The 21,964-nt window shown below is 72.9% G+C and carries 20 protein-coding genes and 1 tRNA gene; 10 read left to right on the forward strand and 11 right to left on the reverse strand.

Going from position 1 to position 21,964, the window contains the following annotated elements:
- The 4 genes from IF04_RS0106170 to IF04_RS0106185 all read left to right on the forward strand — a co-directional run bounded on the left by IF04_RS0106170 (position 1) and on the right by IF04_RS0106185 (position 5,992).
- A complete protein-coding gene (locus IF04_RS0106170; protein WP_030252078.1) occupies positions 1–1,614 on the forward strand; it encodes a glycerol-3-phosphate dehydrogenase/oxidase in 1,614 nt (537 codons plus the stop codon).
- A 162-nt stretch (positions 1,615–1,776) separates the two neighbouring features.
- Positions 1,777–2,448, forward strand: a complete 672-nt coding sequence (locus IF04_RS0106175; RefSeq protein WP_030252081.1) for a FadR/GntR family transcriptional regulator — start codon at positions 1,777–1,779, stop codon at positions 2,446–2,448.
- Between the two features lie 355 nt (positions 2,449–2,803).
- Positions 2,804–3,880 (forward strand): PAC2 family protein, encoded by a 1,077-nt coding sequence (locus IF04_RS0106180; protein WP_078599889.1) that lies wholly within the window; start codon positions 2,804–2,806, stop codon positions 3,878–3,880.
- Positions 3,881–4,249: 369 nt separating this feature from the next.
- Positions 4,250–5,992, forward strand: a complete 1,743-nt coding sequence (locus IF04_RS0106185) for a S8 family peptidase (RefSeq protein WP_030252087.1) — start codon at positions 4,250–4,252, stop codon at positions 5,990–5,992.
- A gap of 11 nt (positions 5,993–6,003) precedes the next feature.
- Here the strand turns inward: IF04_RS0106185 and IF04_RS39520 are convergent, their stop codons facing one another.
- Positions 6,004–6,369 (reverse strand): hypothetical protein, encoded by a 366-nt coding sequence (locus IF04_RS39520; RefSeq protein ID WP_245654288.1) that lies wholly within the window; start codon positions 6,367–6,369, stop codon positions 6,004–6,006.
- On the opposite strand from IF04_RS39520, the gene IF04_RS39525 reads away from it, so the two are divergent.
- Positions 6,358–6,657, forward strand: coding sequence for a hypothetical protein (locus IF04_RS39525; protein ID WP_245654289.1), 300 nt, complete (start codon positions 6,358–6,360; stop codon positions 6,655–6,657). The genes IF04_RS39520 and IF04_RS39525 overlap by 12 nt on opposite strands.
- Positions 6,658–6,773: 116 nt before the next feature.
- Here IF04_RS39525 and mshC read toward each other — a convergent pair whose 3' ends face one another.
- The 4 genes from mshC to IF04_RS0106210 form a co-directional block, all read right to left on the reverse strand.
- Positions 6,774–8,003, reverse strand: coding sequence for a cysteine--1-D-myo-inosityl 2-amino-2-deoxy-alpha-D-glucopyranoside ligase (gene mshC / locus IF04_RS0106195; RefSeq protein ID WP_030252092.1), 1,230 nt, complete (start codon positions 8,001–8,003; stop codon positions 6,774–6,776).
- A 119-nt stretch (positions 8,004–8,122) separates the two neighbouring features.
- Positions 8,123–8,959, reverse strand: coding sequence for an SCO1664 family protein (locus IF04_RS0106200; protein ID WP_030252094.1), 837 nt, complete (start codon positions 8,957–8,959; stop codon positions 8,123–8,125).
- A complete protein-coding gene (locus IF04_RS0106205; RefSeq protein ID WP_030252096.1) occupies positions 8,923–9,513 on the reverse strand; it encodes a DUF3090 domain-containing protein in 591 nt (196 codons plus the stop codon). Before IF04_RS0106205 ends, IF04_RS0106200 begins: the two co-directional genes overlap by 37 nt.
- Before the next feature lie 106 nt (positions 9,514–9,619).
- Positions 9,620–10,318, reverse strand: coding sequence for a histidine phosphatase family protein (locus tag IF04_RS0106210; RefSeq protein WP_030252099.1), 699 nt, complete (start codon positions 10,316–10,318; stop codon positions 9,620–9,622).
- 110 nt (positions 10,319–10,428) lie between these two features.
- Here IF04_RS0106210 and corA point away from each other — a divergent pair, with 110 nt between their 5' ends.
- Positions 10,429–11,439 (forward strand): magnesium/cobalt transporter CorA, encoded by a 1,011-nt coding sequence (gene corA / locus IF04_RS0106215; protein ID WP_030252102.1) that lies wholly within the window; start codon positions 10,429–10,431, stop codon positions 11,437–11,439.
- Between the two features lie 7 nt (positions 11,440–11,446).
- On the opposite strand, the gene IF04_RS0106220 is transcribed toward corA, so the two are convergent.
- Both IF04_RS0106220 and IF04_RS0106225 read right to left on the reverse strand, forming a co-directional pair.
- On the reverse strand, positions 11,447–12,235 hold the full coding sequence (locus tag IF04_RS0106220; protein ID WP_030252106.1) for a hypothetical protein: 789 nt from the start codon (positions 12,233–12,235) through the stop codon (positions 11,447–11,449).
- Positions 12,236–12,507: 272 nt separating this feature from the next.
- Positions 12,508–13,563 (reverse strand): LLM class F420-dependent oxidoreductase, encoded by a 1,056-nt coding sequence (locus tag IF04_RS0106225; protein ID WP_030252109.1) that lies wholly within the window; start codon positions 13,561–13,563, stop codon positions 12,508–12,510.
- Positions 13,564–13,720: 157 nt separating this feature from the next.
- On the opposite strand from IF04_RS0106225, the gene IF04_RS0106230 reads away from it, so the two are divergent.
- Both IF04_RS0106230 and IF04_RS35525 read left to right on the forward strand, forming a co-directional pair.
- On the forward strand, positions 13,721–14,704 hold the full coding sequence (locus IF04_RS0106230) for an aldo/keto reductase (protein ID WP_030252113.1): 984 nt from the start codon (positions 13,721–13,723) through the stop codon (positions 14,702–14,704).
- Positions 14,689–17,358 (forward strand): helix-hairpin-helix domain-containing protein, encoded by a 2,670-nt coding sequence (locus IF04_RS35525; protein ID WP_211259771.1) that lies wholly within the window; start codon positions 14,689–14,691, stop codon positions 17,356–17,358. The genes IF04_RS0106230 and IF04_RS35525 overlap by 16 nt, the downstream gene beginning before the upstream one ends.
- Before the next feature lie 96 nt (positions 17,359–17,454).
- Here IF04_RS35525 and IF04_RS0106240 read toward each other — a convergent pair whose 3' ends face one another.
- Entirely contained in the window at positions 17,455–18,327 is an 873-nt protein-coding gene (locus tag IF04_RS0106240) for a hypothetical protein (RefSeq protein ID WP_106975544.1), read from the reverse strand.
- A gap of 47 nt (positions 18,328–18,374) precedes the next feature.
- Here IF04_RS0106240 and IF04_RS0106245 point away from each other — a divergent pair, with 47 nt between their 5' ends.
- Positions 18,375–18,563, forward strand: coding sequence for a DUF5703 family protein (locus IF04_RS0106245; RefSeq protein WP_030252120.1), 189 nt, complete (start codon positions 18,375–18,377; stop codon positions 18,561–18,563).
- 260 nt (positions 18,564–18,823) lie between these two features.
- On the opposite strand, the gene IF04_RS0106250 is transcribed toward IF04_RS0106245, so the two are convergent.
- From IF04_RS0106250 to IF04_RS0106260, 3 genes are all read right to left on the reverse strand, one after another.
- Positions 18,824–19,633, reverse strand: coding sequence for a chaplin (locus IF04_RS0106250; protein WP_030252123.1), 810 nt, complete (start codon positions 19,631–19,633; stop codon positions 18,824–18,826).
- Positions 19,634–19,805: 172 nt separating this feature from the next.
- The gene (chpH, locus tag IF04_RS0106255) at positions 19,806–20,039 is read right to left on the reverse strand and encodes a chaplin ChpH (RefSeq protein ID WP_030252125.1); all 234 of its coding nucleotides are present in this window, start codon (positions 20,037–20,039) and stop codon (positions 19,806–19,808) included.
- Positions 20,040–20,257: 218 nt separating this feature from the next.
- Positions 20,258–21,604, reverse strand: a complete 1,347-nt coding sequence (locus tag IF04_RS0106260; RefSeq protein ID WP_030252128.1) for a M20/M25/M40 family metallo-hydrolase — start codon at positions 21,602–21,604, stop codon at positions 20,258–20,260.
- Positions 21,605–21,854: 250 nt separating this feature from the next.
- Between IF04_RS0106260 and IF04_RS0106265 the strand changes: the two genes are divergently transcribed.
- Positions 21,855–21,942: transfer RNA gene (locus IF04_RS0106265), tRNA-Leu, on the forward strand.
- The last annotated feature ends 22 nt before the right edge of the window (positions 21,943–21,964 follow it).

Raw genomic sequence — 21,964 nt, forward strand, 5'->3', positions numbered from 1 at the left:
ATGAGCACCCTGCAGAGCGTCCCGGCACTCGGGACGCACCCGGCCGACGGTTCGCACCCGAGCCGCGCCGAGACCCGGGAGCGGCTCGACAAGGCGACGTACGACCTCCTGGTGATCGGCGGCGGCATCCTGGGCATCTCCACCGCCTGGCACGCCGCGCAGTCGGGGCTGCGGGTTGCGCTGGTGGACGCCGGCGACTTCGCCGGCGCCACCTCCTCCGCCTCCTCCAAGCTGCTCCACGGCGGTCTGCGCTACCTGCAGACCGGTGCGGTGAAGCTGGTGGCGGAGAACCACTTCGAGCGTCGCGCCGTCTCCCGCCAGGTCGCCCCGCACCTGTCGAACCCGCTGACCTTCTACCTGCCGGTCTACAAGGGCGGTCCGCACGGCGCGGCCAAGCTCGGCGCGGGCGTCTTCGCCTACTCCGCGCTCTCCGCGTTCGGCGACGGCGTCGGCCACGTGATCAGCCCGGCCAAGGCCCAGCGTGACGTGCCGGAGCTGCGTACGGAGAACCTCAAGGCCGTGGCCGTGTACGGCGACGACCAGATGAACGACGCGCGGATGGCGCTGATGACGGTCCGCGCGGCCGTCGCGGCGGGCGCGACCGTACTGAACCACGCCGAGGTCACCGGGCTGCGCTTCACGCAGGGCCGGGTCACCGGCGCGGACCTGAAGGACCGCACCGACGGCACCGAGTTCGGCGTCAACGCCCGGCTGGTGCTCAACGCCACCGGCCCGTGGGTGGACCACCTGCGCAAGATGGAGGACGCGAACGCGGCCCCCTCCATCCGCCTCTCCAAGGGCGCGCACCTGGTCCTCAAGCGCACCTCCCCCTGGAAGGCCGCGCTGGCGACCCCGATCGACAAGTACCGCATCACCTTCGCGCTGCCGTGGGAGGACCAGCTGCTGCTGGGCACCACCGACGAGGAGTACGAGGGCGACCCGGCGGACGTGTCGGTCACCGAGAAGGACATCAAGCAGATCCTGGACGAGGCCGCGTTCTCCGTCCGGGACCAGCAGCTGGACCGCGACCTGATCACGTACTCCTTCGCGGGCCTGCGGGTGCTGCCGGGCGGCCCCGGCGACACCTCCAAGGCCAAGCGCGAGACGGTCGTGACCGAGGGCAGCGGCGGCATGCTGTCGGTGGCCGGAGGCAAGTGGACGACGTTCCGGCACATCGGACGTACGGTCATGAACAAGCTCGCGGCGCTGCCCGGGCACCCGCTCGGTGAGGAGCTGGAGCCCATCTCGGAGCTGCCGAAGAAGCTGCCGCTGCCGGGCATCGCCAACCCGCAGGCGGTCGCGCACCGGCTGCTGGTCGACGGCGGTACGCCGGGCCCGCGGATGTCCGCCGACACCGCCCGCCACCTGGCCACCCACTACGGCTCGCTGTCCTTCGACATCGCCCGGCTGGCGAACGAGGACCCGGCGCTGGCCGAGCGCATCCACCCCGACGCACCGGAGATCTGGGCGCAGGTGGTGTACGCGCGGGACCACGAGTGGGCCGAGACCGCGGACGACGTGCTGCGCCGCCGTACGACGCTGACGATCCGCGGCCTGGCCACGGACGACGTCCGCGCGAAGGTCGAGGACGTACTGTCGGCACGCAAGAGCTGAGTCCGGCGGCCGGCGGCCCCCGCCGGCCGGTAAAGGGGCGGGATTCCGGGGTACCGGAGTCCCGCCCCTCGGCGTTCGCGCGCCATAATGGCCGCACCCCAGACATCCGATGTCTGTGGGTGGTTTTCGGGCTTTCAGGCGTTCCGAGCGGGGAGGTCGGCCATGGCGGTCACGGACGAGGCCATCGAGAAGATCAAGGGCATGATCGTCTCCGGCGCGCTGCGCCCCGGTGACCGGCTGCCCAAGGAGAGCGAACTCGCCGCCGAGCTGGGCCTGTCCCGCAACTCCCTGCGCGAGGCGGTCCGCGCGCTCGCCCTGATCCGCATCCTGGACGTGCGCCAGGGCGACGGTACGTACGTCACGAGCCTGGACCCGCAGCTGCTGCTGGAGGCGATGAGCTTCGTGGTGGACTTCCACCGCGACGACACCGTCCTGGAGTTCCTGGCCGTCCGCCGCATCCTGGAGCCGGCCGCCACCGCCATGGCCACGGCCCGGATCACGCCCGCGCAACTGGACGCGCTGGACGCGCAGCTGGACGCGCTCGGCACCGCTCCTTCGGTGGAGGACCTGGTCGCGTGCGACCTGGAGTTCCACCGCTCCATCGTGGCCGCGTCCGGCAACTCCGTGCTCTGCTCGCTGCTGGACGGCCTCTCCGGGCCGACCACGCGGGCCCGCATCTGGCGCGGGCTGACCCAGAAGGACGCGGTGGCCCGCACCCTCACCGAGCACCGCGCCATCCTCGGCGCGCTGCGGGCCCGGGACGCGGAGGCCGCGCGCGCCTGGGCCACGGTCCACATCGCCAGCGTGGAGCAGTGGCTGCGGGCGTCACTGTGACGGCCGCGGCCCGGTGGGGCCGGCGGGCCGCGGTGTGGGCGGTCCGTAAGCCGCGGAAACCGGACGTCGTGCCGGGCGGCCGGGCGACGCCGCCGGACCCGCCGCGTGGCCTTGCCGGGCAGTGGCACGGAGGGACATCCGATCTGTATCGCACTCCGATGTATGGACCCCGCTACTCCGCCATTCCCCAGGTCGCGCCCGGGAGTTGACAGGGACAGATCGGATGAATGAGGACTCGTTAGTGCAGAGGGGCTGCGTTCGGGTACCACGGACGCCGTAGGCTGGGAGCGCACGGAACGGGAACTGCAACCGGCGGCCGCCGACGAGGGGCCGACCGGCCGGAAGGAGGCGCTGGGTGATCGAGCTGGAGGGGGTGCCCGAGCTGATCGATCCGGTCATGGTGGCCGCGTTCGAAGGCTGGAACGACGCCGGCGACGCCGCCTCCGCCGCGGTCGCGCACCTGGACCGGGAGTGGAAGGGCGAGGTCTTCGCCGCGCTGGACGCCGAGGACTACTACGACTTCCAGGTGAACCGGCCCACCGTCTTCCTGGAGGGCGGCGTCCGCAAGATCACCTGGCCCACGACCCGGCTGTCCGTCGTCCGGGTCGGCGGCGACAAGCCCCGTGACCTGGTGCTGGTCCGCGGCATCGAGCCCAGCATGCGCTGGCGGTCCTTCTGCAACGAGATCCTGGGCTTCGCGCACGAGCTGGGCGTGGAGATGCTGGTGGTACTGGGCGCGCTGCTCGGCGACACCCCGCACACCCGCCCCGTCCCGGTCAGCGGCGTCACCTCCGACGCGGACCTGGCGCGCACGCTGGACCTGGAGGAGAGCAAGTACGAAGGCCCCACGGGCATCGTCGGCATCCTCCAGGAGGCGTGCACGCACGCCGGGGTGCCCGCGGTGAGCCTGTGGGCGGCCGTGCCGCACTACGTCTCGCAGCCGCCCAACCCCAAGGCGACGCTGGCCCTGCTCAACCGCCTGGAGGACCTGCTGGACCTGCGCATCCCGCTCGGCGAGCTGAGCGAGGACGCACGGGCGTGGCAGCTGGGCGTGGACCAGCTGGCGGCGGAGGACAGCGAGGTCGCCGAGTACGTCCAGTCGCTGGAGGAGGCCCGGGACACCGCCGAGCTGCCGGAGGCGTCGGGCGAGGCGATCGCGCGGGAATTCGAGCGCTATCTGCGGCGACGGGACCCGCAGGCCGGCCCGGGTCTCGCGACGGACGGCGGGCTCGCCGACGGCCGCGACGGCTCCTACCTGCGCGACTCCCCCAGCGGCCGGACCCGCCCGCCCAAGCCGCCGAAGGCGGAGGGCAGCGGCCAGGGGCCGGCCCGCGGCCCGGAGGACGGCCCCGCGAAGCAGCAGGAGGACGAGCCGGAGGGCAAGCGGGAGGACGAGCCGGACTCCCCGGACGGCGATTCCTCGGAGGACTGACCGAAACGGAGCGGGGCGGTGCTGCGGCACCGCCCCGCTTCGTCGTTCCCGCCGCGCGACGGGTGGCGTGCGGGCACTTCCGCCTCACCGCACCGCGTACGCCTCCGTAGTGTTTGACCTGCTTGACAGCACGTCATCGCTTTCCGGTCGATTTGCCCACGGTTCCCATTCGACCGGATTCCAAACGTAGGGGGTACCGACGGGGTGGACGGGGGCGAGCGGAGGTAGCAGGGTGACGCACCGAAGCCCCGGCGACACCGCGCCGCAACATCCGGTACACATTCGCCGTTGCGCGGCGTGGGCGGTGCCGGGCGCAGGGCACGGAGCGGCAGGGCACGGCGCAGCACCCCGAAGGGAGCGGTCCCAGCGATGACCGACCAGGCACCTCCCGGTACGGGCCCCGGCATGGCGGGCCCCGGACCCGACGGAGCGGGATTCACCTACCAAGGAGCCGAACCGGAGCTGATCGTCGTCGCGCGGGCCGAGCCCGGTCTCCGCGCCGGCGCCGGCGGCGTACGGTCGGCCTCCGGAGCGGACATCTCCGCGCTGGAGATGTTCCTCAGTGACCAGCAGCTCTCTCTGGAGCCGCTGTTCGGCAGCGAGGAGCGGATACGCGCTGCCATGCCGCAGGAGCCGTCGGCGGGCACCGGCGGGCTCCCGGACCTCTCGCTCTTCTACCGGGTACGGGGCGGTGACACCCGCGCGGTGGAGCTGACCGCCCGGCTCTCCGCTCTCCCGGAGATCGAGACGGCGTACCTCAAGCCCGGTGCCGTGCCCGCCACTTCGGCGGCGCGTGGCCCGGAGGACCAGGGGCGGAAGGAGGGTGCGCCCGCGACGCCCGACTTCACGGGCCGCCAGGGTCACCTGGGCGCCGCGCCCGAGGGCGTGAACGCCGTATGGGCGTGGCAGCGGCAGGGCGGTGACGGCGAGGGCGTGACCATCGTCGACGTCGAGGGCGCCTGGCAGCTGGGCCACGAGGACCTGGCGGAGCGGCTGGCCGGCATCGTGGTCGGCAATCCGATCCAGGATCTGGCCTGGCGCAACCACGGCACGGCCGTCCTCGGTGTCATCGGGGGCGACCGGAACGACCGGGGCGTGGTGGGTCTCGCGCCCGGCGCGGTGACCGCCGCCGCCTCCATCCAGGGCATCGGTTCGGCGGCGGCGATCCACGCGGCGGCCGAGCGGCTCTCGCGCGGCGACATCCTGCTGATCGAACTCCACCGGCCGGGGCCCCGGTTCGACTACGAGCACCGCGACGACCAGCGCGGCTACATCGCGCTGGAGTGGTGGCCGGACGACTTCGCGGCGATCCGCTGGGCGACCGCGAAGGGCGTCGTCGTGGTGGAGGCGGCCGGCAACGGTGCGGAGAGCCTGGACGACGCGCTGTACGAGCGCCGTCCCGACCGCTTCCCGCAGTGGTGGCGCAACCCCTTCAACCCCTCCAACCAGTCGTCCGGGGCGATCCTGGTCGGCGCGGGCGCCCCGCCGCCCGGCACCCACGGCCGTGATCACGGCCCGGACCGGTCGCGGCTGGGGTTCTCCAACTACGGCATGCGGCTGGACGCCCAGGGCTGGGGCCGCGAGGTCACCACGACCGGTGGCTTCTGGGACCGGCCCGGCGACCTGCAGGGCGGTACCGAGGAGATCGCCTGGTACACGGACAGCTTCTCGGGAACCTCATCGGCCTCTCCCATCGTGGTCGGCGCGCTGGCGTCGCTGCAGGGCATGCTCAAGGCCGCGGGGGCGGACCCGATGAATCCCGAGCAGGCGCGTGAGGTGCTGCGGACCACCGGGTCGCCGCAGCAGGACGCGCCCGGCCGGCCGGCCTCCCAGCGGATCGGCAACCGGCCCGACATCAGGGCGGCAGTGACGCATCTGGTGCCCTCCTCGGTCGGCTCCGGCCAGGCCGAGCGGTACTGGGACGAACTGCTCCCCTACCCCCGAGAACTCCCCCCGCGGCTCCGGCTCTTCGTGGCCGGTGCGTGGCGCAACCTGAACCGGCCGGCGCCCGAGGTGCGCCAGGCGGTGCACTCCGCCTTCGCGGGGGGACGGCCCGACGTACGTGTGTGGTACTCCGACGACGAGGTCGTGGGTCTGGTCATCACAGGCTGACGAGCTGGTCGTCACCGGCTGAAGCACACCAACAAGTCAGGGAAGGTAGCACCCTTATGACCACTCAGATGAACCCCCTCGGCCAGCTCGGTCAGCTCGGCCAGCAGGGCCCGAGCACGTCCCCGTTCGGCCAGCAGGGCATGGGCCAGCAGCAGCCCTACGGCCAGCAGCAGCCGCAGCAGCAGCCGCAGCAGCAGTACGGCCAGCAGCCCTACGGGCAGATGCAGCAGCCGCAGCAGCAGGGCGGCATGCTGGAGCAGCTCCAGCAGCTCGGCCAGCAGCAGCCGTTCCAGCAGCTGCTGCAGCAGTTCGGGCAGCAGGGCGGCGGCCAGATGCAGCAGCAGGAGCAGCAGCAGGAGCACCAGGTGCTGCAGCACCTGCACCAGGTGACGCAGCAGGCCGTGCAGCAGGTCCAGCAGCAGGTCCAGCAGCAGGTCCTGCGGGCCGGCCGGGCGACCGCCTTCGTCGCCATTCCGCAGCCGATCCCGGGTCAGCCCCGCCAGATCTTCCTGCAGATCGAGAACCAGTTCCGCGTGCTCAACAACCCCAACGACACCACCTTCGACCAGGTCTCCGAGGCGTTCCGCAGCGGTTTCCAGGTCATCGGTGTCTGGGACAGCCAGTCCCCGAGCATCCTGCGCAGCATCCAGATCCGCAAGGTCTGAACGACCGGACCGGGTGAGCACCCGGGTGACCGGCTGACGGTCACCCAGGTGTGAGAAACAAGCGGGGCGCTTCCTCCTCGGAGGAAGCGCCCCGTTACGTATGTCCGGTCAGTGCGTCACAGCGCCACGCCGAGCAGCGCGTCCACGGTCCGGGAGACCAGGCCCGGCGCGCCCTCGTCCGTACCGCCGCCGGCCTGCTGCCGCTCGGCCCAGCGGTCGACAGCGGCGAGCGCGGCCGGCGAGTCCAGGTCGTCGGCGAGCGCCTCGCGGACCTCCTCGACGAGCGCGTCGGCGGACGGGCCGTCGGGGCGGGAGACCGCGGCGCGCCAGCGGGCGAGCCGGTCCACCGCGTCCTGCAGGACCTGGTCGGTCCACTCCCAGTCGGCGCGGTAGTGGTGGGCCAGCAGGGCGAGCCGGATGGCGGCCGGGTCGGTGCCGTCCTGGCGCACCTTGGAGACGAAGACGAGGTTGCCCTTGGACTTGGACATCTTCTCGCCGTGCAGGGCGACCATCCCGGCGTGCACGTACGCCTTGGCGAAGGGGTGCTCACCGGTCAGCGCCTGGGCGTGCGAGGCGCCCATCTCGTGGTGCGGGAAGGCCAGGTCGGACCCGCCGCCCTGCACGTCGAAGCCCATGCCCAGGTGGTCCAGGGCGATGGCGACGCACTCGATGTGCCAGCCGGGGCGGCCCCGGCCGAGCGAGCCGCCGTCCCAGCTGGGCTCGCCCTCGCGGGCCGCCATCCACAGCATCGGGTCCAGCGGGTTCTTCTTGCCCGGGCGCTCCGGGTCGCCGCCGCGCTCGGCGGACAGCAGCCGCATCGCCTCGGCGTCGAGGTGGGAGACCCCGCCGAAGTGCGGGTCGGACTCGACGGAGAAGTACACGTCACCGTCGAGCTCGTACGCGGCGCCCGCGTCGCGGAGGCGCTCCACCAGCGGCACGATGCCCGGTATGGCCTCGACGGCGCCGATGTAGTGCTGCGGGGGCAGCATCCGCAGGGCGGTCATGTCCTCGCGGAAGAGGGCGGTCTCCCGCTCGGCGAGCGCGGTCCAGTCGTCGCCCGTGGCCACGGCCCGCTCCAGCAGCGGATCGTCGACGTCGGTGACGTTCTGCACGTAGTGGACCTGTCGCTTCGTGTCGAGCCACACGCGCTGAACGAGGTCGAACGCGTTGTAGGTCGCCGCGTGCCCCATGTGGGTCGCGTCGTACGGCGTGATGCCGCAGACGTAGATACGGGCGACGGGACCGGGGGCGAGGGTCACCCGTCCGCCGGTCGCGGTGTCGTGGATCCTCAGGTCGCGGCCCTGGCCGGGCAGGGCGGGGACCTCAGAAGCGGGCCATGCATGCATGCCTTGAGCCTAACCGGACGCAGGTTCCGGATACGAACCGGAGTGTGGGTCTTGGCCGGAAAGGCCCTCTTGCATCTTCGACCAGGCCGTGCATCCCCGGGCCGGCCTGTTGAGCCTTGTCACACCGGCGGCCAGGGAATCGGCGGCCATTCCCCGCTGGGCTGCGGATGTGTGCCGGAGCTCAGCATGGTGGCGATCCGCTCGCGCAGTGCGGCGATCTCCTCCTCGGTGAGACATTCGGCCAGTCGGGCGGCGAGCGGCTCTCCCTCGGCGGTCTCCTCGGCCAGCCGCTTCAGCACTGCTAGCGCCTCCTCGGTCAGCGGGTCGCCCGCCCAGCCCCACAGGAGGGTGCGCAGCCGGTCCTCCGCGTGGAAGGTGACGCCGTGGTCGATGGCGTACACGCGACCGTCGGCGGTCGGCAGGAGATGGCCGCCCTTGCGGTCGCCGTTGTTGATCACCGCGTCCAGGACGGCGAGCCGGCGCAGCCGCGGATCGTCGGCGTGCACGAGGAGCGCGGTACGCCCCTCGCCGACCTCGGCGAAGCCGACGGCCTTCCAGCCGGGCCCCGGCTCCTCGTCCTCGATCAGGGCCAGCAGCTCGGGGCTGTCGTCCTCGTCGGACGCGGCTATCCACTCCTGGACCATGCCGCGCCCGTACGGGCCGTCGCGCAGCACGGTGGGCGGGACGAGATCCCAGCCGGTCGCCCGGGAGATCTCGTACGCGGCGACCTCGCGCTCGGCGAGCGTGCCGTCGGGGAAGTCCCACAGCGGGCGCTCCCCCGCGACCGGCTTGTACACGCAGGCGCCGGACCAGCCGTCGTGCTCGACGGTGCAGTACAGGACGGCGTTGGACGCCTCGCGGACCCGGCCGCGCACGGTGAGCTCGCCGTGCCGGAGATGCTCCTCCAGCTCGGCGGGCGTCAGGCGTCTCGCCGGTATCCGTTCTGGCGCGGACATACGTGTCCCTCCGGGTCGAGCGGCAGGCTGCACAGCGGGCACGGCGGACGGCCGGCGTTCACGACCTCCAGGGCGCGCTTGGCGAAGGCGCGCGCCATGGTGCCGGTCAGCCGGACGCGCAGCATCGGGGGGCCGTTCTCGTCGTCCTGGAGAAGGCGCTCCTCGGCCTCGGCGAGGTCCTCGTCGTTGTCGGCGTCCAGCTCGACCAGCGCCTGGGCCTCGACGATCATGCGTTCCTCGTCGCCGTCCCAGGCCAGCGCCATGGTGCCGACGCGGAACTCCTCCTCCACCGGGCTCTCCAGCGGCGCGGTGTCGGAGATCTCCGACGGGGCGACGGCCGGGACCGGGGCGTTGCCGCCGCTGCGGCGCACCACCTCGTCCAGCAGCTCGTCCATGCGCTCGGCGAGTGCGGCGACCTGCGTCTTCTCCAGCGCGACGCTGGTGGTGCGCCCGGCCGCCGTGGCCTGGAGGTAGAAGCTGCGACGGCCAGGCAGCCCGACCGTGCCGGCCACGAAGCGATCCGGCGCGTCGTAGAAGAACACCTGACGGGACAAGGTCCTGCTCCGATTGCTCGACTGCGGGGGTCTGTGGTCACGGGGTACGGATCACAGGAGTGGCGTGGTGGGCAGCGCCGTCGCACCACCCTACTGCGCCTGCTGATCACGATGCTCCCGCGCCACCGCCGATCGCCGCGTCGCGCTCCGGGACCGCGCCGGAACCTTCCTCCTTGGGCGCCAGCGAGCCGAGGTCGCCGGTGTCGCCGAGCCGGATCAGGTACGGGCGCAGCGGCGTGTAGCGGACGGCCGTCACCGAGCAGGGCTCGACGGACACCCGCTGGAAGAGATCCAGATGCATGCCGAGGGCGTCCGCGACGAGGGACTTGATGATGTCCCCGTGCGAGCACATCAGGTACACCGCCTCGGGGCCGTGCTCGTCCTCGATGCGCGCGTTCCAGGCGCGGACCGCGTCGACGGCACGATTCTGCATGGTGCGCATGGTCTCGCCGCCGGGGAAACCGGCTGCGGACGGGTGCTGCTGGACGGTCTGCATCAGCGGCTCGTCGGCCAGCTCGGCGAGCTTGCGCCCCGACCAGTCGCCGTAGTCGCACTCGTTGATGCCGTCCTCCGTGTGCAGCGGCAGCCCCGGGCGGGCCGCCAGCAACGGGCGCAGCGTCTCCTGGCAGCGCTGGAGGGGGCTGGCCACGGCGGCGACGAGGGGCACGGCGGCGAGCCGGCCGGGCAGCGCGGCGGCCTGTGCGGCGCCGCGCTCGTCCAGGGCGACGCCGGGCGTGCGCCCCGCGAGGACGCCGGAATTGTTGGCGGTGGAGCGGCCGTGCCGTACGAGGAGCAGCGTGGGCATGGCAGCCACCCTACGTTCTACGGGGCGAGCGGAGCACGGGGCCTGTGGGGCGAGCGGAGGGCGGGCCGCCCCGGTGGCCGCTCTGGCAGGAGCGGCGCCCGGCAGCGAGAATGCCCCGTGTGATCGTGGATTGTGCCATCTACCGGAACGGCCGGCGGATCGAGAAGCCGGCGGGATACTCCACCGCGCTCGACGAAGCCCGAGCGGAGGGGCACTCCTTTCTGTGGCTCGGCATGCACGAGCCGACCGAGGAGGAGTTCGAGCAGGTCAGCGAGGAGTTCGGGCTCCACCCGCTGGCCGTGGAGGACGCACTCAAGGCCCATCAGCGGCCGAAGCTGGAGGTGTACGACGACTCGCTGTTCATGGTGCTGAAGCCGATCCTGTACGACGACTCCGACGGCAGCATCAGTTCGGGCGAGCTGATGCTCTTCATAGGGGACTCCTTCGTCGTCACCGTGCGGCACGGCGAAGGCAGCCCGCTGGCCTCCGTACGCGCGCGTCTGGAACACGAACCCGAGGTCCTGGAGAAGGGCCCGACGTCGGTCCTGTACGCGGTCAGCGACGCGGTGGTCGACCACTACATCGACGTGGCCGCGGAACTCCAGCTCGACCTGGAGGAGTTGGAGGCCGCCGTCTTCGCGCCGGTCGGCCCGGACACCAAGGGCGGCGGAAGCACCCGGAGCACCGCGCAGACCATCTACGCCTTCAAGCGTGAGGTACTGGAATTCCGGCGCGCCACGGGGCCGTTGGCCGAGCCGATGGCACGTCTGCAGAACCCGGGCGTACCGTTCGTGCACGACCAGGCGCGGCCCTTCTTCCGCGACGTGGACGACCACCTCACGCGGGCCAACGAGTCCGTGGAGGGCATGGACCGGCTGCTGTCGGACATCCTCTCGGCGCACCTGGCGCAGATGGGCGTGCGGCAGAACGACGACATGCGCAAGATCTCGGCGTGGGCCGCGCTCGCCGCCGTACCGACCATGATCGCGGGCATCTACGGCATGAACTTCGAGCACATGCCCGAGCTGAAGTGGACCTTCGGCTATCCGGCGTGCCTGCTGGTCATGGCCGCCCTCGAAGTGGGGCTGTACCGCCTCTTCAAACGGCGCGAGTGGCTGTAGGGGCGGGTCAGGCGAATTCCGGGGCCGACGGGGCGGGACCGCCCAGCGCGTCCAGCTTCTCGGGCATCCGCAGGCCGACCATGCGCCGCCAGCCGTGCGCCCGCTCGTACGCGTACACGGCGTGGATGCCGGCCGTGAGCAGCGCCCGCTTCGCGCGGGGCCAGCGCAGGATGTGCCCCATCCGCTCCATCACGGCCAGGCTGACGTCCCGGTAGACGGCGATCTCGGCCCGCACGCTCTCCCGCAGGATCCGCCGGATCTCCTCGCCGTGCCCGGCACCGGACAGCCGCAGCAGCTCCTCGTGGCAGTACGCGAGGTGGTTGTCCTCGTCCCTGGCGATCATCCGGACCGCCTTGCCCACCTCCGGATGGTCGCCGAAGTACTTCTTGAGCATCGCCATCTGCTCGGCGGCCCGCTGCTCGGTGACCCGGCTGTGCGCCAGGTAGGCGACGATGTCGGCCTCCGTCAGCGGCTCGTCGCGCTGCAGCTTCTCGTGTGCGAGCCCGATGCCGCGGCGCTCCAGGAGCATCGTGTAGTCGGCGGCCGCGGGGACCGCGACGGCCTGCAGCCCGCGGCGGCGCAGCAGGGCGTTGAAGATCCGGCCGTGCTTCTCCTCGTCCGCGCCGTGCCGGGCGACCTTCGGGGCCATCGTGCGCTGGCTCTCGGGGACCAGCGCGGCGATCCGCCCGTTCTCCCAGCCGCCCTGCGACTCGCCGCTCGCGGCGATGGAACAGAACAGCCGGAAGGACTCGTCGTGGTCCAGGATTTCTTGGAACAGACTCTTCGCCGTGAGCATCGACGGACCTCCAGGACGCCACCTCGAACAGGACACCCGCAAAGGAAAAGTCAAGTGCGCTGTGCCGTCCCCGGCAACACGGAGGCCGCTGAACTCGCCCGAACGATGGACCACAGGGCGGTGCACGGGGCGTAACCACCGCAGGCGTCGGCGCGTTGTGCTGTGTGACGGCCGTGGCGGGGAAGACCCCCGAGCCCCCACCACGGCCGCAGCCCTCCGGCCCTGGGGCCGCCTCCCGCCCCCAGGGCCGTTCCCCTGCCTCCGACGGGTTCTCAGGCCAGCCCGGCCCGCTCCAGCGCCTCCGTGCCGGCCCGCAGCGCGGCGATCCGCTCCTCCAGCGTGAAGCCCGCGGGCGACAGCGTCAGCGTGGTCACGCCGGCCGCCGCATACGCCTGCATCCGCTCCGCGATCCGCTCCACCGAGCCGAGCAGGGTGGTGGAGTCGATGAGCTCGTGCGGGACGGCGGCCGCCGCCGCGTCCTTCTCCCCGGCCAGGTACTTCTCCTGGATCTCCGTGGCCGCCTGCTCGTAGCCCATCCGCCGCGCCAGCTGGTTGTAGAAGTTCTGCTTGCGGCTGCCCATGCCGCCCACGTAGAGCGCGGTGTACGGGCGGAAGGTGTCGGCGAGCGCCTGCACATCCTTGTCCTCGCCGACGGCGATGGGCAGCGTCGGGCAGACGTCGAAGCCCTCCATCGTGAGCCCGGCCTTCTCGCGCCCCGCCCGGAGGTGCGAGATCGCCGTGTCCTGAAGGTGCTCGGCGGCCGGGAAGATCAGCAGCGCGCCGTCGGCGATCTCGCCCGTCTGCTCCAGGTTCTTCGGGCCGATCGCCGCGATGTAGAGCGGGACGCGCTCGCGCTTCGGGTGCACCGTGAGCTTGATCGGCTTGCCCGGCCCGCCGGGCAGCGGCAGCGTCCAGTGCCGTCCCTCGTAGGTCAGCCGCTCCCGGGACATCGCCTTCCGTACGATCTCCACGTACTCCCGGGTGCGCGCCAGCGGCTTGTCGAACTTCACGCCGTACCAGCCTTCGGAGACCTGCGGCCCCGAGACGCCGAGCCCGAGCCGGAAGCGGCCGTTGGAGAGCGAGTCCAGCGTCGCGGCGGTCATGGCCGTCATGGCGGGCGTACGCGCCGGGATCTGGAAGATCGCCGACCCGACGTCGATCCGCTCCGTCTGCGCGGCGACCCAGGAGAGCACGGTCGGCCCGTCGGAGCCGTACGCCTCCGCCGCCCAGCAGACCGCGTACCCGAGCCGGTCGGCCTCCTGTGCCACGGCGAGGTTGTCCCCGTCCATGCCGGCACCCCAGTAGCCGAGGTTGATCCCGAGCTTCATGCGGCTCCCTCACTCGAATTACTCATCGGTAATGATGCTGCTCGGGGACTGTAACGCGGGCTCTGTGCCGTGCGTAAGACGTGCACCGGCCGCCGCCGCGGTGCGGGTTGTCCACAGGTCCCCGCAAGTCCCGGACGGGCCAGTAATCTCAGGGTTCATGGAGCAAAGGCACCTCGGCCGCACCGGCCTGCGCGTGTCCCGTCTCGGCCTGGGCACGCTGACGTGGGCGCGCGACACGGACGACCGTGACGCCGCCGACCAGCTCAAGACGTTCTGGGAGGCGGGCGGCACCCTCGTCGACACCGCCGACGTCTATGCCGACGGCGGCGCCGAGTATCTCTTGGGCCGCCTCGTGGAGGGCATGGTGCCCCGCCGCGACCTGGTCATCGCGACCAAGGCCGGCAGCGTCCTGGAGGCGGACCGCAGGGTCGACGGCTCGCGCCGCCATCTCCTCGCCGCGCTCGACGACTCCCTGGAGCGCCTCGGCACCGACTACGTCGACCTCTGGCAGGTGCACGCCTTCGACCCGGACACGCCGCTGGAGGAGACGCTCCAGGCCCTCGACACCGCCGTCAGCAGCGGCCGCGCGCGCTATGTCGGCGTCGCGAACTTCTCCGGCTGGCAGCTCGCCAAGGCCGCCACCTGGCAGCTGGCGGCGCCGGCCGTGCGCGCCCGGCTGGCGAGCGCGCAGATGGAGTACTCCCTCCTTCAGCGCGGCGTCGAGCGCGAGGTGCTGCCGGCCGCGCTGGACCTCGGGCTGGGGCTGCTGCCCTCCTCCCCGCTCGGCCGCGGCGTCCTCACGGGCAAGTACCGGCACGCCACGCCGCCCGACTCGCGTGGCGCGTCCGAACACCTCGCGCCCTTCGTGGCGCCGTATCTCGACGACGCCGCCGGCCGGATCGTCGACGCGGTCGCCACGGCGGCGGACGGCCTCGCCGTCACCCCGCTCCAGGTCGCGCTGTGCTGGCTCCGGGACCGCCCCGGCGTGACCGCACCGATCGTCGGCGCACGCACGGCGCAGCAGCTCAGAGCGGCATTGTCAGTGGAGACCCTTAGTCTTCCTGACGAGATCCGGCGTGCACTGGACGACGTCTCCGCGCCCGTGCACCGCTACCCCGACCACGACTGGAGCACCCTGTGAACACCGACCACCCCACCGGCGCCCCCGCCCCTGCCGAGGCCCCGGAGCCACCGGCCCCGGCGGGCGCTGGCGGCCCGCGGCCCGAGGGCGATGACGCGGGCCCCGCGTCCGCCGGCGGTGCAGCTGGTGCGGGCGCCGGCGGTGCGGCCGGGAGCAAGGCCTCGGCCGCCGCGCTGGCGGCCGCCGTGCGGGCCGTGGAGAGCGGCGAGCGGTCGGCGGCGTCCTTCTTCAACGAGGCACCGCGCGGCCCGGCTCCGACGGGGCGGGACGCGGCGGGCAGGGCGGCGGCTCCGGGTGCCTCGGGGGCATCCGGAGCTCCGGCTGGCCCGGGCGGTGGAGCCGGTGCCGCGCCCGGGGGGCGTCCCGTGGCGAGCGGTGGCACGCCGCCGGCCGGGCAGGGGCCCGGTACGGCTGCGGCTTCGGCTGCCGGACCGGGGGCTGTGCCGGGCGCCAGCGGGCCGGCACGTGCGGACGGCGGGCCGACGGGTGGCGCGTACGGCCCCGATGCTGCTTCTGGCGGCGGCCAGCAGGGGGCGGCACGGCCGGGCGGCCCACAGGGGCCCGGGACGCAGGGGCCCGGCCCGCACGGCGCCGGGGCGCGGGCGGCGCTGAGCGGGTCCCTCGCCCCCGGGATCGACGGGGCGCGCCAGGTCCTCGCGGCGGGCGGCGCTCCCGAGGCGCTGGCCGATAAGGCCGTACGGGCGCTCGGCGAGCAGGCCGGCGAGACGCTGCGCGAGGACCCCTGGCGGCTGCTGGCCGTCGCGGGCGTGCGGCCGGAGCAGGCCGACACCTTCGCCCGCGCCCTGCTCGGCCCCGAGTGCGGCCCGGGCGACGAGCGCCGTGGCCAGGCCCTGATCGGCTGGCTGCTGGAGCAGGCCGCGCTGGCGGGCCACTCAGCGCTGGAAGCGAGCGCCCTGCGCGCCGCGCTGGCAGCGCGGGCCGTTCCCGACCCGGACGAGGCCCTGCAGACGGCGATCGCCGAGGGCGAGGTGCTGGTGTTCCAGGACGCCCTGGACGATCCATCGGCACCGCCGCGCCCGGCGGACGCCGAGGACGACGAGGAGCGGCCCGTCCGGCTCCTGTTCGGCCTCGACCGCTTCGCGATGGCCGAGGAGAGCGTCGCGGACGGCCTCTCCCGCCTGCTCAACACCTTCGAGCCGGTCCCGGAGACGGACGCGGAAGCGGAAGCGAATGCGTCCACGTCCGCGTCCGCCGACGCCGAAGCGCCCACGGAGGCGGGCCCGGAGGGGACCGAGGAGGTGGACGCCGAGGTGGACGTGGACCTGGCAGCGGAAGCCGGTACCGACACGGACGCCACCGCCCCGGACACCGCCCCCACGGACGCCCCCGCTCCCGGCACAGCCGACATCGCCCCGCGCCCGCCGCGGGTCTCGGCCGCACGCTGGGAGGCCGTCGCCGCGGCCGCGCCCTCGTCCTCCGCAGGCGAGCTCATCAGGGCCGCCGCGCACAGCGGCCTGGTCGCGCACACCGGCGGCGAGGCCGCCCGCGCCGAGCCCGCCGCGCTGATCGCCGCGACCCGCGCACTCGGCCTGCGGGCCGTCGGCGCCACCCACACCGCGGACGGCCGCCGCCGGCTCGCCGACCTCGTCGCCGAGGCCACCGCGCAGTACGACGCCTCCGGCGTACCGGCAGCGCCCGCCCCCGCGGCAGCCGCCGGGCAGCCCGCCGCCGTCACGCTCGGCGGCCTGCTGGCCGGCCGCGAAGGCCCCGGCCGGGACGCGGACGGCTCGCTCGCCCTCGACCTGCTCGTCGTGCTCGACGCGCCGCAGCTGGACCTGGAGACCGCCGCGCTGCTCATCGAGTCGCTGGCCGACGGCACCCGCCTCGTCCTCAGCGGCGACCCCGGTGTGCTGTGGTCCGCCGGCCCCGGCCGGCTCTTCGCCGACCTGCTCGCCGCCCGCTGCTGCCCGCAGGTCGCCTCCCGTACCCCCGACTTCGGCCCCATCGGCGAGCTGGTCTCCGGCATCGGCATCGGCGAGCTGTCGGAGGTCGAGGCGCCGGAGAAGGAGGTCGTGATGGTTCCGGTGCGGGACGCCGGCGAGGCGGTGCACCGTACGGTCCAGCTGGTCGCCGATTCGGTACCGCGCGCGATCGGCGTACCGACGGCGGAAACGCAGGTCATCACCGTGGGGCACGGCGGCGCCGCGGGCACCCGCGCGCTCAACGCCGTGCTCAAGGAGCGGCTGAATCCCGGCCCGGGCAAGTTCGGCGGCTTCGACCCCGGCGACCGGGTGGCATACAGCCCGGCTCCCGGCCGTACGGTGCCGGGCCAGGTCACCGGCGCGGACGCGGACGGGCTGCATCTGGACTGCGGCGGCGCCCCCGTCGTCGTGCCCCGTGACGAGGTGGCGGGCGGGGCGCTGCGGCACGGCTGGGCGCTCACCGCCCACCAGGCCGCGGGAATGCGCTGGCCGGCGGCCGTGGTCGTGGTGCCGGGCGACGCGGCCCCGGGGCTGACCCGCTCCTGGGTCTACACCGCCTTCGGCCGCGGCGAGCGCCATCTGTCCGTGGTCCAGGGCGCCGACCAGGCGCTCCTCCGCGCGGTCGCCGAAATCCCGGCCAAGGACCGCACGACCCGCCTGCGCACCCTCCTCAATCTGCAGCAGGCCCAGTGGCAGGCGGACGCCTCCTGAGCCCGCCGCCCCGGAGCCCGGCCGCCGCGGCGGGGCTCCGGGGCGCGCAGGGCTGCCGCCCCGAGCCCCGGCCCGGGGCGGCCCGGCCCCCGGCCCTCAGCGCTCCCGGTCCATGACCTCCAGCTCGGGATCGGCCGCGGCCCCGCCCCGGCCGCTCCCGTTGCCCCGCCGGGTCCCGTTCGCGCCCTCGTCCCCCTCCGCGTCCACGTCCTCGTCCTCGTCCGAGGCCACGACCACGACCACGTCTTCGTCGTCCTCAACGTCCTCGTCGTCCGCCACGTCCTCGACGTCCTCATCGGACTCGTCCTCGAAGTCCAGCTCTTCGTCGAAGACGGAGCTGACGTCGAAGCGGCAGACGACGTGCTGCGGGTCGGCCTGCTCGAAGGGGGCGGCGAGCCATTCGCCCGGCTCCGGCGGTTCCTCCGCGGCCGCCACCCACAGCGTGGAGTCGCCTTCCTCCAGGCCGAACTCCTTGTGCCGGGAGGCGATTTCGTCCGGCTCGTACTCCCCGAAGAGCACGCCGAGCGCCGCGTGCACGCTGCTGCCGACCACGGCGGCCGCCGCGTTCCCGCCGGGCCTGGACGGGCTCTGCGCGGCGCCCGGTTCCGTGGCCGAGCCGGGGTCGAGATCGGCGATGCGCTGCGCCTGCGACAGCAGCCGCTGCGGCTCCACGACGGTGTAGTCCCGGCGGATCAGCACGCTGAGCGCGCTCGGCTCCTCGGGCCCCGCGTACGCGGGCAGCCCGTCGCTGCCGGGGATCTCGAACGGCGTGACCTCGTCGTAGGTTTCGTAGAGCAGCTCGTCGTACGCCTCGGCCGCCGCGGCCAGCTCGTCGAACGCGGCGTAAACGGCGGCATCGTCCTCACCCGAGCGGCGTTCCACCGCGTCGAGGTGACGGTCCAGCGCGGCTTTGACCGCCTCGGCGGCGGCACGTACCTCGGCAGCGGAGGGCTGCGCAGCATCAGACATAGTGCAGACGCTATCCGTACCCGGGCCGGTCCCGCACAATAGATGCGATGCCGGAATATGAATTCTGCGATGTGTATGTGCCGCGGGGGGTCTCCCGCAAGGCCGCCACACGCTTGCTGACAGACCACGCCGAGTACGGACACTGGGAGTTGGACCGCCTCCGCCTGAATCCCGACGGCAGCCGCAAGGTGCGGCTGCGCCGCCGGATCATCCGCCAGATTCGCGCGACCTGGTGACACGGGCCCGTACGGGGTCCGGTGACGCCCCGACCGCCGGGTCGGACGGGGCGTGAATGCCGCCCCGCCCCGGAACACCGAGGGCGGGGCAGCACCGTAAAGCGCAGGCTTTCCTCCGGTTTTGTGCCGCTTCGCGGAATTACCCGGTCCGGGAATGATCCGCCTGCCGTCCCACCGAGAACGGCCGATTCCGCACGCGCGGCGGCCGATAATCGCTCCTCGGCGGCACCCGTCGGCGGCACCCCTCGCGGCTACCCCGGCTAACCCCGCGCCCCTCCCGCCGTACGGGCCTTGCGGTACACGAGGACGCCCGCGCCGAGCAGGGCAGCGCCGGCCGGCAGGAGCACCCCCACCGGGCCCGTGCCCGTCTGCGCCAGCTGTTCGTCCGCGGCGGGCGGGGCGTCGGCCGCGGGCGTGGTGACGATCTCCTCGTGCGAGCGCGGCGGGGTCTGCGGGTGCAGGTCCGGGCCCTCGTCGCCGCCAGGCTGCGTCGATCCCGGTCCGCCCGAATCGCCCGGCTCGTGCGACGGGGGCGTGTCGTCGCCCGGCGGCTGGGACGGGCCCGGCGACTCCGGACCGCCCGGCGACTCCGGACCGCCCGGGGGCTTGGGCTCGCCGGGGCGGGACGGCGGCGTCGAGGACGCGTCGTCGCCGCATTCGGCACCCGTGGCGGGGTTGAGGGCGCCCACGACGTTCGCGCTGTTACCGCAGGCGTTGATCGGGATGTCCACGGACACCTGCACGCTGTTCCCCGAGCCGACGCCCGGGGAGTCGTGGGTACCGCCCTTCGCCTCGGCGCTCGGGCCGGAGCCGTGCGCTCCGCCGCCGGAGCCGTTCCCACAGCTGTTCCCCGCGGCCGGATTGAGCAGGCCGACGACATTGACGGTGTTCCCGCACGCATTGACCGGGACGTGGACCGGGACCTGGACCGTATTCCCCGACAGCACCCCCGGTGAATGAGCGGCCGCGCCGCTCGTGCCCGAATCCGCGTGTGCGTAACCGCCGGAAACGGCGAGCGCACCACTCGCGGCCACCACGGTGATCAGGCTTTTTCTCGCGACCTTACGCATAGGTCGTCCCTTCCCCTTTTTGCTTTTCGAAGGGCGGACGAAGCGTGGGTTCTTGTCCGCCGGGACGGACGGTCGTGGGTGCCCGTCCGTCGAAAGCCCGTCGGCCCCGGAGCGCATGGCACGCGCTGCGGGGCCGAGCGGGATCACGCCCTCATCGGGGTGATGCTCAACGTCAGTCGTTGACGCAGGTGTTGCCGAAGGCGGGGTTCAGCAGCCCGATCACGGAGATCGTGTTGCCGCAGGCGTTCACCGGAACGTGGACCGGCACCTGAACGGTGTTGCCGGAAAGGACACCGGGCGAATTGAGGGCAGCACCCTGCGCACCCGAGTCGGCGACGGCCAGACCCGCACCCGCGAGCATCAGACCACCAGCAGCAGCCGCAGCAGCGACGACCTTCTTGATCATTTTTCCTCCTTGTAGGCAATGCGGCCGCAAACTTCGGGCCGCACTCCATGTAACGAGGAAGATGTATTGAAGCTACGAGCCTATGGTTTCATTCACTCTTTTCAGTTAAGTGCTCACGAAAGGCTGACCCGGGTTGACGCGCGGGGGGCGACGGCGCCGCCCCACGCGACCTCGGCTCCGGTCGCCGCGGCGGCCTCGCCCCTGGTCGCCGCGCGGCCTCAGCTCAGCTCGATGAACCGGTCGAGCACCCGCGTACCGAACTTGAGGGCATCCACCGGCACCCGCTCGTCCACGCCGTGGAACATCCCCGCGAAGTCCAGCTCCGGCGGCAGCTTCAGCGGCGCGAACCCGAAGCCGCGGATGCCGAGGTTGTCGAAGTGCTTCGCGTCCGTACCCGCGGAGAGCATGTACGGCACGGCCTTCGCGATCGGGTCCTCGGCCCGCAGCGCGGTCTGCATGGCGTCCACGAGGGCGCCGTCGAAGGTGGTCTCCAGCGCCTTGTCCGCGTGGATGGGCTCGCGCCTGACCCGCGGCCCGAGAATCCGGTCCAGGTCGGCGTGGAACTCCTCCTCGTACCCCGGCAGGAAGCGCCCGTCGACGTGCGCGGTGGCCTGCCCGGGGATGACGTTGACCTTGTACCCCGCCCCCAGCTGCGTCGGATTGGCGGTGTTCCGCAGCGAGGCGCCGATGAGCTTGGCGATGCCGCCGAGCTTGGCGAGCGTCTCGTCCATGTTCTCCGGGTCGAGCTCGGTGCCCAGCGCGTCCGAGAGCTCGTCGAGGAAGTGCCGCAGCGTCTTGGTCACCCGCACCGGGAACTCGTACCGCCCCAGCCGCGCGACCGCCTCGGACAGCTCGGTGATCGCGTTGTCCTTGTGGATCATCGAACCGTGGCCGGCCGTGCCGTCCACGGTCAGCTTCATCCAGTCCATGCCTTTCTGGGCCGTCTCGACGAGGTAGAGCCGCAGGTTCTCGTTGACGGTGAACGAGAAGCCGCCGACCTCGCTGATCGCCTCCGTGACGCCCTCGAACAGCTCCGGGTGCTCCCGGACGAGGTGGCCCGCTCCGTACACACCGCCGGCCTCCTCGTCCGCGAGGAACGCCAGCACGATGTCCCGCGGGGGCTTACGGCCCGTACGCAGCCGGTCGCGGACGACCGCCAGCGTCATCGCGTCCATGTCCTTCATGTCGACGGCGCCGCGGCCCCACACGCACCCGTCCACGATCTCTCCCGAGAACGGGTGGTGCGTCCAGTCCGCGGCATTGGCCGGCACGACGTCCGTGTGCCCGTGGATCAGCAGCGCGGGGCGCGAGGGGTCCTCGCCCTGGATACGGGCCACGGTGGAGGCGCGCCCCTTGTGCGACTCGAAGATCTGCGGCTCCAGCCCGACCTCGGCGAGCTTCTCCGCGACGTACTCGGCGGCCACGCGCTCCCCCGGGCCCGAGTGATCGCCGTAGTTGCTCGTGTCCATCCGGATCAGGTCGCGGCACAGATCGACGACCTCGTCCTCGCCGGTGACGGCCGGTACCGGCCTCGTCGTGTCCGGTGCGGGCTTCGACTCGCTCACGCTGCCTCCTCATGCTTCACGGCCGCGGCTCGCACCTGTACGCGCGGTCACCGCGGCGGGGTCTGCTGCCATCCTCCCTCTCCCCCGGCCCGCACCCAAGGCCGCAATACCCCCGACACACGCTGGTCACAGGCCCGCGCCGGCACGGGCTCCAGAGCGCCCCGGCCGAGCGCGTGATCGACCACCCCCAAATGTTTGCTATGGTTTTCCACGTCGGAACGGCCCAGGCGGCCCGCCCGACAGACACCTTGTCCGGGTGGCGGAATGGCAGACGCGCTAGCTTGAGGTGCTAGTGCCCTTTATCGGGCGTGGGGGTTCAAGTCCCCCCTCGGACACCACAGTGCGGTGAGGGCCGGTCGA

The sequence above is a fragment of the Streptomyces violens genome, assembly GCF_000717745.1.
GTDB lineage: Bacteria > Actinomycetota > Actinomycetes > Streptomycetales > Streptomycetaceae > Streptomyces > Streptomyces violens.

Excerpts from the sequence above, each read along its gene's own strand:
- IF04_RS0106185 (WP_030252087.1), top strand. The coding sequence starts at position 4,250 with ATGACCGACCAGGCACCTCCCGGTACGGGCCCCGGCATGGCGGGCCCC.
- IF04_RS0106250 (WP_030252123.1), bottom strand. The coding sequence starts at position 19,633 with ATGCGTAAGGTCGCGAGAAAAAGCCTGATCACCGTGGTGGCCGCGAGT.
- IF04_RS0106240 (WP_106975544.1), bottom strand. The coding sequence starts at position 18,327 with ATGTCTGATGCTGCGCAGCCCTCCGCTGCCGAGGTACGTGCCGCCGCC.
- IF04_RS0106220 (WP_030252106.1), bottom strand. The coding sequence starts at position 12,235 with ATGCTCACGGCGAAGAGTCTGTTCCAAGAAATCCTGGACCACGACGAG.
- IF04_RS0106170 (WP_030252078.1), top strand. The coding sequence starts at position 1 with ATGAGCACCCTGCAGAGCGTCCCGGCACTCGGGACGCACCCGGCCGAC.
- IF04_RS0106225 (WP_030252109.1), bottom strand. The coding sequence starts at position 13,563 with ATGAAGCTCGGGATCAACCTCGGCTACTGGGGTGCCGGCATGGACGGG.
- mshC (WP_030252092.1), bottom strand. The coding sequence starts at position 8,003 with ATGCATGCATGGCCCGCTTCTGAGGTCCCCGCCCTGCCCGGCCAGGGC.
- IF04_RS0106200 (WP_030252094.1), bottom strand. The coding sequence starts at position 8,959 with ATGTCCGCGCCAGAACGGATACCGGCGAGACGCCTGACGCCCGCCGAG.
- IF04_RS0106230 (WP_030252113.1), top strand. The coding sequence starts at position 13,721 with ATGGAGCAAAGGCACCTCGGCCGCACCGGCCTGCGCGTGTCCCGTCTC.
- IF04_RS0106175 (WP_030252081.1), top strand. The coding sequence starts at position 1,777 with ATGGCGGTCACGGACGAGGCCATCGAGAAGATCAAGGGCATGATCGTC.
- chpH (WP_030252125.1), bottom strand. The coding sequence starts at position 20,039 with ATGATCAAGAAGGTCGTCGCTGCTGCGGCTGCTGCTGGTGGTCTGATG.
- IF04_RS0106245 (WP_030252120.1), top strand. The coding sequence starts at position 18,375 with ATGCCGGAATATGAATTCTGCGATGTGTATGTGCCGCGGGGGGTCTCC.
- IF04_RS0106210 (WP_030252099.1), bottom strand. The coding sequence starts at position 10,318 with ATGCCCACGCTGCTCCTCGTACGGCACGGCCGCTCCACCGCCAACAAT.
- corA (WP_030252102.1), top strand. The coding sequence starts at position 10,429 with ATGCCCCGTGTGATCGTGGATTGTGCCATCTACCGGAACGGCCGGCGG.